9 protein-coding genes are annotated in these 13,023 nt (G+C 37.0%); 4 read left to right on the top strand and 5 right to left on the bottom strand.

Annotated features, from left to right (window positions below; all coding sequences use genetic code 11):
• Both VLB74_RS04425 and VLB74_RS04420 read right to left on the bottom strand, forming a co-directional pair.
• Nucleotides 1-1,015, bottom strand: a 1,015-nt coding sequence (locus tag VLB74_RS04425) for an isochorismate synthase (protein ID WP_325202253.1), incomplete at its 3' end; no start/stop codon positions are given.
• Complete coding sequence (locus tag VLB74_RS04420) at nucleotides 1,008-1,442, bottom strand: PaaI family thioesterase (RefSeq protein WP_325202252.1); 435 nt, start codon at nucleotides 1,440-1,442, stop codon at nucleotides 1,008-1,010. The genes VLB74_RS04425 and VLB74_RS04420, both read right to left, overlap by 8 nt.
• 153 nt (nucleotides 1,443-1,595) lie before the next feature.
• On the opposite strand from VLB74_RS04420, the gene VLB74_RS04415 reads away from it, so the two are divergent.
• The 4 genes from VLB74_RS04415 (at nucleotide 1,596) to VLB74_RS04400 (ending at nucleotide 8,517) form a co-directional block, all read left to right on the top strand.
• A complete protein-coding gene (locus tag VLB74_RS04415) occupies nucleotides 1,596-3,137 on the top strand; it encodes a right-handed parallel beta-helix repeat-containing protein (protein WP_325202251.1) in 1,542 nt (513 codons plus the stop codon).
• A 25-nt stretch (nucleotides 3,138-3,162) separates the two neighbouring features.
• The gene (locus VLB74_RS04410) at nucleotides 3,163-3,813 is read left to right on the top strand and encodes a DUF1579 domain-containing protein (RefSeq protein WP_325202250.1); all 651 of its coding nucleotides are present in this window, start codon (nucleotides 3,163-3,165) and stop codon (nucleotides 3,811-3,813) included.
• A 168-nt stretch (nucleotides 3,814-3,981) separates the two neighbouring features.
• On the top strand, nucleotides 3,982-7,650 hold the full coding sequence (purL, locus tag VLB74_RS04405) for a phosphoribosylformylglycinamidine synthase (protein ID WP_325202249.1): 3,669 nt from the start codon (nucleotides 3,982-3,984) through the stop codon (nucleotides 7,648-7,650).
• An 81-nt stretch (nucleotides 7,651-7,731) separates the two neighbouring features.
• Nucleotides 7,732-8,517 (top strand): DUF3667 domain-containing protein, encoded by a 786-nt coding sequence (locus tag VLB74_RS04400; RefSeq protein ID WP_325202248.1) that lies wholly within the window; start codon nucleotides 7,732-7,734, stop codon nucleotides 8,515-8,517.
• Nucleotides 8,518-8,545: 28 nt separating this feature from the next.
• Here VLB74_RS04400 and VLB74_RS04395 read toward each other — a convergent pair whose 3' ends face one another.
• From VLB74_RS04395 to VLB74_RS04385, 3 genes are all read right to left on the bottom strand, one after another.
• On the bottom strand, nucleotides 8,546-10,795 hold the full coding sequence (locus tag VLB74_RS04395) for an ATP-binding protein (protein WP_325202247.1): 2,250 nt from the start codon (nucleotides 10,793-10,795) through the stop codon (nucleotides 8,546-8,548).
• A 222-nt stretch (nucleotides 10,796-11,017) separates the two neighbouring features.
• Entirely contained in the window at nucleotides 11,018-11,599 is a 582-nt protein-coding gene (locus VLB74_RS04390) for a dual specificity protein phosphatase family protein (protein WP_325202246.1), read from the bottom strand.
• Nucleotides 11,596-13,023 (bottom strand): LTA synthase family protein (locus VLB74_RS04385; RefSeq protein ID WP_325202245.1); only part of this gene is annotated, 1,428 nt, incomplete at its 5' end. The genes VLB74_RS04385 and VLB74_RS04390, both read right to left, overlap by 4 nt.

Genomic DNA, 13,023 nt, shown 5'->3' with positions numbered 1-13,023 from the left:
ATTCCTTTTCCGGATCGCTGTCCTTGGTAATTCCGCAGCCAACAAACAAATGCGCTTTTTTATCTTTTATTTTCATGCATCGTAAATTAACGAACAAATCGGTATTTTCACTCCTTCCGGCAGCAAAATCCATATTCAGCTCGCCTAAAAAGCCGGCATAATATTCTCGATCATAACCTTCATTCTGCAAAATAAAATCCTTCGCCAATAATTTCGGATAACCACAAACAGCGGGTGTCGGATGCAAAATTTTCAACACGGGTTTTAAACTGTTGGCATGATTCATTTTTGCGGAAATATCGGTTTTAATATGCAGCAAATTACCCGCATAAGCCGTGTACGGACTGGAAACCGTCTGCTCCGAAACATGTTCCTTAAGATTTTCCAATATAAAATCGGTTACCAGTTGTTGTTCGTCTTTTTCTTTCTGCTTCCAAACGACTTCTTCTTTTCCTTTATTTAACTTGGTTCCCGCCAGAGCCACGGTGTGTATTTCAAAGTCTTTTACTTTTAAAAGCTGTTCCGGAGTTGCTCCCATCCACATCCCTACTTTCGGATGAAAAAAACAATATTTAAAGGCTTGTGGATAATTGCTTAAAAGTTTCTTGAAAAAACCGACGACATCAAAGTAGTCAAGATTTACCATTTCTTCTCTTGAAAGCACTACTTTTTTAAAATACCCGGCTTGAATTTCAGCTACCGCTTTTTCCACCAGTTGCTCAAAATCATGTTTGGCTTTTTCATCCATTTCGTAAAAAACCGCAGGTAGATTCTCTGAAGTTTCACTTTTAAAAGGCTCTACGATAACATCTAAATGATTTTCAGGCAGAAGAACATAATTTTCCCCATCGAAAGGTGCAAATACAAATCCGTTCTCTTCGAACGATTCCACAAAATACAAGTGGTCATTGCGCTGAAACAACCCTACAATTTCTTTGGAATTCGGTTTGGAGTACAAAACATAAGGAAGCTGTTGCTCCTGATGCGTTTTTACTTTCAGAAATATATCAGTCATGTTTCTTTTTTCTTGGTAATACCATAGTGGTGAGTTTGCAAAGCGAGACCAGTTTTTCCTCTTCGTCAACGATTCTGATTTCCCACAAATGAATACTGGCGCCTTTGTGAATAATTTTGGCCGTGGCTGTAACCACTCCTTCCCTTTTACTTCTTAAATGATTAGCCGAAATTTCAATGCCGCGCACTTCCTGTTTTTCACCATTGACAAACATCATGGATGCAGCGCTTCCAACGCTTTCGGCCAATGCCACAGAAGCGCCTCCGTGTAAAAGTCCCATTGGCTGATGCACTCGCGGATTAACTGGCATTGTTGCGGTTAGAAAATCTTCACCGGCATCGATAAATTGAATTTCCAATGTTTCCATTAAAGTATTTTTACCATATGAATTGCAACGCTGCAGCACTTTATCTTTATCAAACGACATATTTTTTTCTTTAGAAGTGTAAATTTATGAAATGTCCCGTCAAATTAACCACATCACTGTAAACTAATTTGTTTTAAAAAACGTTCTAAAGCATAAGATAATCTGTATCAAAATTTAAAAAAAATCAATACTTTTACCAAAATAAGCTTTTTTATGCGTCATTACATTTATATACTTTTTATTGCATTTGTACTTTCTCTTACTTCCTGCCGTCAGGACTTTGACTTTGAACCCAGCACGGGAGGTCTGGAATTTTCAAAACAAACCGTTTATCTTGATACTGTTTTCAGTAATATCGGTTCGAGTACTTATACCCTTAAAGTTTACAATAACAGCGACAAAGACATTAAAATACCAACATTACAACTTGCACAGGGAGAAAATTCCAAATACCGATTAATGGTCGACGGAATTCCGGGTAAAGTATTCCGAAATGTAGAATTACTGGCAAAAGACAGTATGTTCATTTTCATCGAAACGACGATTGATTACAGTGAATATGCTAATCCGGATTCGGAATACCTGTATACTGATAAAATCGAATTCCACAATATCAGCGGTGCTCCGCAGACCGTTGATTTGGTTACTTTGGTAAGAGATGCTTACTTTTTATATCCGAAACGTTTTTCCGACGGGACATATGAAACCCTCCCTATTGGCGACAATGATTCAATTTACGGCTTTTACCTAGACCACAATGATCCTGTAAATGGCAATGAATATGTCTGGAACGAATCAAAACCTTATGTTATATACGGTTATGCTGCCGTTCCAACAGGAGAAACTTTAACGATTAGTGAAGGTGCCAAAATTCATTTTCATGCTGATTCCGGATTGATTATCGGCAATGGAGCTACTATTACTGCTACTGGGGATTATTCCCAATATGACTCAGATGGCAATGTTACTGATGATAATGAGATTGTTTTCGAAAGTGACAGACTCGAACCGGGCTTTTCAGATATCGCCGGACAATGGGGCGCAATTTGGATGACCGAAGGAAGTACCGGAAGTTTTAAAAATGTGACCATTAAAAACGCAACTGTTGGTTTATTGATTGAGCATAATTCAAGTGTGATTAACATGAGAGATGTACAGATTTATAACTGTTCCAATGTTGGTGTTTTAGCCCGAACAGGAATAATTGACGGAAAAAATGTAGTAATCAACAACTGCGGCCAAGCGGGATTAGCTTGTTCCTATGGCGGTGATTACAATTTTACGCACTGTACGTTTGCAAATTATTGGCCAAGACCAAATCAGGTTCCGGTTGCAATTGACAATGGTAATGATGAACTTCAAATCAATCTTACCAATGCAAATTTTACCAATTGCATTATTTACGGGTCAAGCAGCTACGGAATTTCATTGACCCAAAAAGGTACCGCCGCCTTCAATTACATTTTCAGAAATTGTCTGATCAAATTCGTCGATTTCGGACAATTCGAAGAAGATCCTCTATATCCATTAGCAAATACTGCTAATTATCCAAACTGTATCATCGCCGAAAACTCAACAACAAATAAACCGGATTTCAAAAACCCCGATAAAAATCAGTTTATTATTGGGGATGATTCGGCAGCAAAGGAAACGGCGGATCCAGCATTTTCAACATTTAACGATATTTTAAATAATCCAAGAAACGCTCTAACAACAGACATGGGCGCTTATAATCACATTGTTTTTCCAAATTAATTATTAACCAAAACCAAAAATAATTATGACCAAAACAATTTTAACTTTAGCAATTGCATCTTTAAGCTTAGTTGCCTGCAAAAAAGACGAGAAAAAAGAAGATTCACAATCAACTGTTGATTCAACAGCAACAAAAACGGAAGAAGTTGCAACGGTAATGCCGGATTCAGCAGCTATCAGTAAAGCATTCACAGAATATGCCACTGTGGGTGAAGCACACAAAATGATGGCCATGGAAGACGGAAAGTGGACCGGAGACATGACCATGTGGATGTTCGCCAATGATCCAAAACCGATGAAAAGCACTACCACTGCCGAATACAAAATGGTTTTGGGAGGCCGCTATCAGGAGGGAGTCTACAAAGGAAATTTCATGGGAATGCCATTTGAAGGAAGAGGAACTCTGGCCTACGACAATGCATCTCAAGAATATATTTCCACTTGGATTGACAATATGGGTACGGGAGTAATGATTATGAAAGGAAAATACGATCCTGCCACAAAAATGTTGAGTTTTGAAGGCGACATTGTAGATCCGGTTACAAAAAAGACCAAAAAAATGAGAGAAACGATTACCATTGTTGATGACAATACCCGTAAAATGGAAATGTACGATACCGGTTATGACGGAAAAGAATACAAAAACATGGAAATCATTTCGACCAGAAAGAAATAATCCCTGTATGAATAATACTGTAAAAGCACAAGGTAAATCTTGTGCTTTTTTTATGAAAACAAACTTTGCTAACTGACTTTTTTAGAATAAATTTGCACTTTAAAAACAACAACACACCCGAGACGAACCGAACCCTTTGGAGCGCAGCGGAATAAAACAACTCATACAATGATTCATTTCTTCGGAAACCAAACGAACACTGTTTTTGCAGTTCAATCGCAAAACGAATTATCGACTGAAGACATCAACAAATTAAACTGGCTTTTCGGCAACGCACATAAAATAGAGAAATCCGTACTTGCGGATTTTTTTGTTGGACCCCGTGCCGCTATGGTAACACCTTGGAGTACCAATGCCGTTGAAATTACTCAAAACATGGGTATTTCCGGAATCATCCGAATCGAGGAATTTGAAAAATCAACTGCTGATTTCAAAGCTTTTGACCCGATGATTTCTCAAAAATATGCAGAATTAAACCAGGATATTTTCACCATCAACATTCAACCGGAAGCCATTCTGGATATTGAAGATATTGCTGCTTACAACAAACAGGAAGGCTTGGCTTTAAGTGATGAAGAAGTGGAATACCTGAATAATTTATCTGCCAAACTAGGAAGAAAATTAACCGATTCTGAAGTTTTTGCTTTCTCACAGGCAAATTCAGAACACTGCCGTCACAAAATCTTCAACGGAACATTCGTGGTGGATGGTGAAGAAAAACCGACTTCCCTTTTCAAGTTAATCAAGAAAACATCGGAAACAAATCCAAACGATATTGTTTCAGCTTATAAAGACAATGTTGCTTTTGTAAAAGGACCGAAAGTGACGCAATTTGCACCAAAAAGTGCTGATAAACCTGATTTTTACCAGGAAAAAGAATTTGACTCTGTTCTTTCCTTAAAAGCAGAAACACACAACTTCCCTACTACGGTTGAGCCATTCAGTGGTGCAGCAACGGGTTCAGGTGGAGAAATCCGTGACCGTTTAGCTGGTGGACAAGGTTCATTGCCATTAGCGGGAACGGCAGTTTACATGACTTCATACTCAAGATTAGAAGAAGACCGTCCTTGGGAAGACGCCATGAACGCTAGACCTTGGTTGTACCAAACACCAATGGACATCTTAATCAAAGCTTCCAACGGAGCTTCGGATTTCGGTAACAAATTCGGACAACCGTTAATCACAGGTTCTATTTTAACTTTCGAACACGAGGAAAATAACCGTAAAATCGGTTACGATAAAGTAATCATGCAGGCGGGTGGAATCGGTTACGGAAAATTAGACCAAGCCATTAAAAAGAAACCACAGGAAGGTGATAAAATCGTTATTCTTGGTGGAGAAAATTATAGAATCGGAATGGGTGGTGCTGCGGTTTCTTCTGCAGATACAGGAGCTTTCGGTTCAGGAATCGAATTGAATGCGATTCAGCGTTCCAATCCTGAAATGCAAAAACGTGCCGCCAATGCCATTCGTGGTTTGGTGGAAAGCGACAACAACCCTATCGTATCTATTCACGATCACGGTGCAGGAGGACACTTAAACTGTCTTTCTGAATTAGTGGAAGACACAGGAGGTTTAATCGATTTGGATAAATTACCAGTCGGCGACCCTACTCTTTCTGCAAAAGAAATCATCGGAAACGAATCGCAGGAAAGAATGGGATTGGTTATTGGAGAAGAAAACATCGGTATTTTACAGAAAATTGCCGACAGAGAGCGTTCGCCAATGTATCAGGTTGGTGATGTGACTTCCGATCATCGTTTTACTTTCGAATCAAAAACAACTGGTGCAAAACCAATGGATTATGCTTTGGAAGATTTCTTCGGAAGTTCGCCAAAAACAATCATGACAGACAAAACAGTTGCTGTCAATTATTCTGATTTACACTATTCAACCGAAAATATTCCAACTTACTTAAATCAGGTTTTACAATTGGAAGCGGTAGCTTGTAAAGACTGGTTAACCAACAAAGTTGACCGTTGTGTGGGCGGACGCGTTGCAAAACAACAATGCGCCGGACCTTTACAATTGCCATTGAACAACGTTGGGGTTATGGCGTTGGATTTCAAAGGAAAAGAAGGAATTGCAACAACTATTGGCCACTCGCCTATTTCCGCTTTGGTTGATCCTGTAGCGGGTTCGAGAACAGCCATTGGAGAGGCTTTATCGAATTTAGTTTGGGCGCCATTAAAAGATAATTTAAAATCAGTTTCTTTATCTGCCAACTGGATGTGGGCATGTAAAAACGAAGGTGAAGACGCAAGATTATACGAAGCTGTAAAAGGTTGTTCGGATTTTGCTATCGAATTGGGAATCAACATTCCAACCGGAAAAGATTCACTTTCCATGAAACAGAAATATCCGAATGACGAAGTAATTGCACCGGGAACGGTTATTATTTCGGCAGCCGGAAACTGTTCTAACATTACTAAAGTTGTGGAACCTGTTTTGAAAAGAAACGGCGGAAACATCTACTATATCAATTTATCACAGGACACCTTCAAATTAGGAGGTTCTTCTTTTGCGCAGGTTTTAAACAAAATCGGTTCGGAAGTTCCAACCATTACCAATGCGGAATTCTTCAAAAAAGCCTTCAATGTTTTACAGGATTTAATTAAAGACCGTAAAATTAAAGCCGGACACGACGTAGGAAGCGGTGGTTTAATCACTACTTTATTGGAAATGTGTTTCGCAGATGTAAATTTAGGAGCTTCATTCGATTTGACTTCACTTGGAGAAAAAGATACCGTTAAAGCATTGTTCAACGAAAACATTGGTTTAGTTTTCCAGGCAGATGCTGAAGTAGAAGCTGTATTCGCTCAAAATGATATCGAGATTTTCAACATTGGTTCAGTAGTAGAAGGCGACGTGGTTACATTTATCAATAATGATGATGCTTTCACTTTAAGCGTTTCTAAATTAAGAGATACCTGGTTCAAAACGTCTTTCCTTTTAGATTCGAAACAATCTAAAAACGGAATGGCGGCAGCGCGTTACGAAAACTATAAAAAACAACCGTTAACTTATACTTTCCCATCTCATTTTGACGGAAAAGCACCTGTAATCGATAATTCGAAACCAAGACCAAAAGCGGCCATCATCCGTGAAAAAGGAAGTAATTCCGAACGAGAAATGGCAAATTCAATGTATTTGGCCGGATTCGATGTAAAAGACGTTCACATGACGGATTTGATTTCGGGTCGCGAAACGTTGGAAGACATTCAGTTCATCGGAGCTGTTGGAGGTTTCTCGAATTCGGATGTATTAGGTTCAGCAAAAGGTTGGGCAGGAGCATTCTTATACAACGAAAAAGCAAAAACGGCGTTGGAGAATTTCTTCAAACGCGAGGATACTTTATCGGTAGGTATCTGTAATGGTTGTCAGTTGTTCATGGAATTGGAACTGATCAATCCGGAGCATGAAGTACACGGAAAAATGCTTCACAACAATTCACACAAACACGAAAGCGGCTTTACTTCGGTAACGGTTCAGAAAAACAACTCGGTAATGCTTTCTTCTTTGGAAGGCACTACTTTAGGAGTTTGGATTTCTCACGGAGAAGGTAAATTCAACTTACCGTATTCGGAAGACAAATACAACATCGTTGGAAAATACGGTTACGAAGGCTATCCGGCGAATCCAAACGGATCTGTTTTCAACACGGCTATGATGTGTGACAAAACAGGTCGTCATTTGGTAACCATGCCGCACATTGAGCGTTCGACTTTCCCTTGGAACTGGGCGCATTATCCGGATAACGGAGAGAAAAACGAAGTGACTCCTTGGCACGAAGCGTTTGTGAATGCCCGTAAATGGATTGAAGCAAAGAACAAATAAGATTTTCTATAATTTTTGAAAGAAAGCACTCTATTTTTAGGGTGCTTTTTGTATTATTGTAAGAAATTATTCTGTTTAAATATGCATCCCACCAATTGCTTAAACTGTGATACTTCTTTATCGGGTAAATTTTGTTCCAATTGCGGACAAAAAGCAGATACACACCGAATCACTTTCAAACATTTCATCATGCATGATGTTCTGCATGGTGTGTGGCATTTTGAAAAAGGTATGTTGTTCACGGCCAAAGAAGCCCTCACCCGTCCCGGTAAAGCTGCTTTGGATTACATAAGCGGAAAAAGGATCCGATATTACAATGTGTTTTTCCTCATATTATTACTGATCGGTTTGAATATATTTATCAGCCACTATTACGATCACTTTCGTGAAATATACACCGGAGTTAGTGAAGGCGTTAAAAACAGTAACGGTAGGAAGATAGCCGCTTTTATGAGTAAATATGCCAAATTAATCATTTTCTCTTTTGTACCTTTTTTTGCCTTCAATGGCTATTTGGCCTTCCGAAGAAAAAAACTGAATTTAAGTGAACATTTTATCGTTGCAGGAATATTGTTTCTGGGAATACTTATAATAGAAACTATCGGCAGTCTGCTTACTTTCTTTGATTTCACAAAACATTTTGGCTTTCTATCTGATATTGCCAGTATGGCCACAGCGCTAATAATATTTGTTTACATTATATACAGTTATTACAGTGCCTTTAAGGAAAATTACAGCAAAGCAGGATTTTCTATCCGAATGATCTTATTCCTTTTATTGCTGTTTGTTGAGTTAATCATTATGTTATTCTGTATTGTTGGATTTGCTACTAATTGGAAGTTTGGAGATATAACGTATCAATCATAAATCTCAAGAGGTTGGGGTTGATACTTTTTCATTCACAATAAAAACTAATGGTCTTATACAATTCATCAATATTTACGGGTTTGCTCAATACTTTTTTGATTTTTGAAGCAGAAAACAATTCTTTATTTACATCTTCCGAAATAGCCGTTAAAGCCACAATAGGTATATGCGGTTTGAACTTCGAAATATAATCCGATGCTTCGAAACCATCCATTATAGGCATCATTATATCCATCAAAATCAAGGAATAATCGGCCAGGCCCACCATATTACAGGCCTCGAATCCGTTATCAGCCACGTCACAGATATACCCTTTTTTTGTAATGATCTTTTTCGTTATGAGTTGGTTGGTCTTATTGTCTTCCACCAATAAAATCCTGATGCTGGAAGGATCCTTTTTTTCTTTAGATAACGACGTTGATTCTGCCCCTTCTGTATCGCTGAAAATTTCAAAATCCAATGAAAATGAAATTGTAGTACCTATGTTGGGTTCCGAATCAATTTTTATTGATTTACCGAAAAGATCCAATGTTTTTTTTACTAATGTCAGCCCCAACCCGCTTCCGCCATATTCGTAGTTGATTTTATCCGAACCCTGAAAAAATAAATCGTATATCTTATCCTTAATTTCTGAAGCGATTCCAATTCCGGTATCTTTTACTATGAATTGAATTCCGACCTTATCATCATTTTCAAATGCTTTTTTTGCTTCTACTACAACAGTTCCGTTTTTTGAGAATTTGAAGGCATTATCGATCAGGCTGAACAAAACCTGTCTTAATTTTGCCTCATCAAAAATCAATTTATCAGGTATTGTCGCATCAAATACTAATGAACTGCTGTTTCCGTTATTTCTGTTTTTTTTCACCGAAGCAATCATTTTTGAAAGCATCTGTTCCAACAAAACAACATCTTTTTTAGGGATATAGTCATTGTCAAAACTGTCCAACACATTAATTTCGATGATATTACCGGATAAATTATACAGGTTCTGAACAGAAGCCTCCAGCTCATCTATGTTTTTCTCATAATTGGCTGAATCCTCCTTCATTAAATGCAGAAGGCCGTTTAAAGTGTAAATTGGCGTTCGCAGTTCATGAGAAATAGTATCCAACAATTTTTTCCGGATATTTAATGCCGACTCCAATTCAGAATTCGCTTTGTGAAGCTGCTCGTTTTTTTCATTTAACAGCTGATTCGTAGCGCTCTTGAATTTCGTATTCAAATATTGAATATATAAAAGTATCAACAGACTTATAATCGTAATCAAACAGAGAATAAGCAGGTAGTTTTTGTATTTTATATTTTCAGTTTTAAGTTCATTTTGCTTGATAATCGACTGGAATTGAATGTTTTTTACCTGTAACTCTCTTTTTTGATTCAGGGACTGATTTAATTTGACAACCCTGTAAACCAGTCGTTTCTTAAAATATTCATTGGCTATTTTTAAATTGGCTGCAGCTTCCCGGAATTTATTTTGCTTTTCGTACAACTCCCCTAAAATCAAAAAGTAACGCGATTTTAATACGAAATCCTTGTCTTGGTTCTGAAAAAATTCGGAGTTTTTGACAGCATCCAAATATTCAAAAGCTTTATCTATTTGCCCTAGGTTATAGTAACTTTCCGCTATAAATAACTGTATTTCAGGCTGATCCGGACTACCTCCTGTTTCCTGATTAATCTTTAAGAATTTCATGGAATTTGATAATGTTTTATTCCAATCTTCACTTCTTAAGTACAACAGGGTAAGATTATAATACAAATCAACCTGTTTATTTTTTGGAGCATATTGCGTTAAGTACTTTTCAGATAAAAGTGTGTATTTTTCATCCAAATCCGTTTTCCCTTGAGAATTGTAAAATACTGCCAGATGCTCATAATATTCTCCCCGGATACAATTGTTATTGTGTGTTTGTAATATTTTACCAACTTTATTAAGTGATTTTTTGCTTGTTGCATAATCGTATTGCGTTAAATAGAAATAGGAAATCTCTAAATACAGATATAAGAGCTGGTCGTAATTTTTTTCGGAAATCAGCCTTTTCTCTAAATTACTTACGATGGCCGTCCCTTTTTGGTAGGCTTCATATTCGTTTTTGGAAATAAGTTCTTTAGCTTTTTCAAATTCTTTTAAAACGGAACTATCTATTGCGGTTTGTTGTGAAAAAGCTAATGCGGAGAAGAAGAAAAAAAGGAACAAGTATCCTAAACACCGGAACGAAGATTTAAAATCTTTGTTTTTTAGAAAACCACGGACCAATGCCTTTAAATGTTCCACAATTCTTACTATTAGTTAATATTGAAGTTACGATAATATTAACTTTTAATAAAATATTTCCGATTAAGATTAATACATATTGTTAAATTTAAACATTTTACGTAAAATATGTTAAAATTACAAACAATAAATAATATACTAAAGTATGCATTTTAGCAATGGACATAAAAAAAACCACTTTTGAAATCAAAAATGGTTTTTTAAAGAATATATATTTATCAATTATTTATTTTTTTCAGCTTTTTGTTTTCTGCTTTCATAACTATGAAGATAGTCTCCTTTAGGTTTACCTAAATCAAACGAACTCCATTTGGTTAAAAAACGAGTATTTTCCCTGGCCTCATCCCTGTCCATATCCTCATATTCAATACGATATAACGCCGAAAACATTTCCGCACGACCAACACCATGATAACAGTGAATCAGAACAGGATAATTTTCCGGATTGTCCATGATTTTAAAAAACATATCAAGATTATGCTGTTGCGGAACCTGATCAGAACCATTATTAAAATAATTCACTCCCGGGATTTTAGCTATAGCTTCTTTTTCCGCAGTAAGTTCAGCTGGGATTTCGGGATTGTTAACATCATCACCTGTTCCGGGAAAACGTAAATCCACAATACTTTTGATATGGTATTCCTTCACATAATCTTCAATCTCATCTGGAGGAATCACACCACTTTTATAAACTTTCCCTTCCGTTATAGTCTCAAAATTATGATTGATGTTCATATCATAAACATACTTACCAACTCCGATGACTATAATCAAAAGGACTAATAATCCTATTTTCTTTTTCATGATTTATTTTTATAATATAATTTCTGATCAATGATTCTTTCAAAATAATCCTGAAGAATAGCTTTACACGCTTCTCCATTTTCCAGCATTTCTTTATTAGGTTTAGCAATCAGATTTCGTTCTAACGCCTTATCGTTTATGTCATAATAACCTACAACTTCTTTTCCGTCGAAAGTACAAATATAATTACCACGTTGGAACTGGTAAAGGGTTCCATTAAAGTTAATTGTATAGGGTTTTATTTTTTTATCCCCGATTAAGCTTCTTCCCCAGCTTCTGAAAGGTTTATCATACCCCACCATATCCAGAATTGTAGGATAGATATCAATTTGTTGAGCCAATTCCTTGCTTTCTCCTTTCAGGCTTCCGTCCGGCTTATAAATCAGTATCGGAACTGTCGGTCTGTTTACTATTTTTTCATATTCAGCATAATACGTCTGATTTCCGTGATCAGCTGTAATAATGAAGATTGTGTTTTTAAACCAAGGTTGCTTTTTGGCTTCCTCAAAGAATTTCTTAAATGAATAATCGGTATAACCCACACACTGGTGCATTGGCACATTTCCTTTTGGAAACTTATTCTTGTATTTTTCAGGCACAATGTAAGGTTCGTGAGAAGATACCGTGAAAACCGTGCTGAAAAATGGTTTATGCTTTTTATCCAACGTCTGTTTCATGAACTGAAGAAAAGGTTCATCCCAAATTCCCCAGACACCGTCGAATTCAGCATCATTTTTAAATTCGGTTTTACCATAATAATGATCAAAACCTAAAATATTCCCAAAACCAAGGAATCCCATCGAACCGTTGGGAGCCCCGTGAAAAAACGAAGTGTCATAACCCATTTCTTTCAGACAGGAAACCAAAGATTGTATTTTCTGTTTCGGATATGGAGAAGATGTAAAAGCATCCCTGAATGAAGGAACACCAGCAATAATGGATGACATTCCGTGAATTGACTTACTTCCGTTGGCAAAACCATTTGTATAAATCATACTGTGTTGCGCCAATGAATCCAAAAACGGAGTATATCCCTCATAATTGGGAATTTTCATGTCTTTATTGAATGAACCCCAATATTCTCTTCCGAAACTTTCGGTGATAATCAATACGATATTCGGAGTAGATTTCGGATTGTTCGCGTATTGTTTTATTGGTTGGAAATTAGCCTCAACCACGCTTTTATCAACCAGGTCAATTTTCTTGAAACTTGTGACACCAAACGTCCTGATAATGGCAAACGGCGTATTCAAAACAACGTCAGCGTGTTGCGGTTTTTCCACATATCGGTTAGCGTCAATTAAGTTAATAGGTCGGGTACTCTTTTTAAAATCGCCTCTTATACCCCCAACGGTTAACAAAGCAACCAACAATACACCAATAATGGAAAAAGGAAAATATTTTACTTTACTGTGTTTGATTGG

Source organism: Flavobacterium sp. (assembly GCF_035456225.1).
Taxonomy (GTDB): domain Bacteria; phylum Bacteroidota; class Bacteroidia; order Flavobacteriales; family Flavobacteriaceae; genus Flavobacterium.
Note: the sequence above shows the minus strand (reverse complement) of the source record. Positions and strands in the feature narration are given on the sequence as shown.

Bases quoted from the DNA above. Each gene is read 5' to 3' on its own strand.
- VLB74_RS04420 (WP_325202252.1), bottom strand. From the start codon at position 1,442: ATGTCGTTTGATAAAGATAAAGTGCTGCAGCGTTGCAATTCATATGGT.
- VLB74_RS04415 (WP_325202251.1), top strand. From the start codon at position 1,596: ATGCGTCATTACATTTATATACTTTTTATTGCATTTGTACTTTCTCTT.
- VLB74_RS04410 (WP_325202250.1), top strand. From the start codon at position 3,163: ATGACCAAAACAATTTTAACTTTAGCAATTGCATCTTTAAGCTTAGTT.
- purL (WP_325202249.1), top strand. From the start codon at position 3,982: ATGATTCATTTCTTCGGAAACCAAACGAACACTGTTTTTGCAGTTCAA.
- VLB74_RS04400 (WP_325202248.1), top strand. From the start codon at position 7,732: ATGCATCCCACCAATTGCTTAAACTGTGATACTTCTTTATCGGGTAAA.
- VLB74_RS04390 (WP_325202246.1), bottom strand. From the start codon at position 11,599: ATGAAAAAGAAAATAGGATTATTAGTCCTTTTGATTATAGTCATCGGA.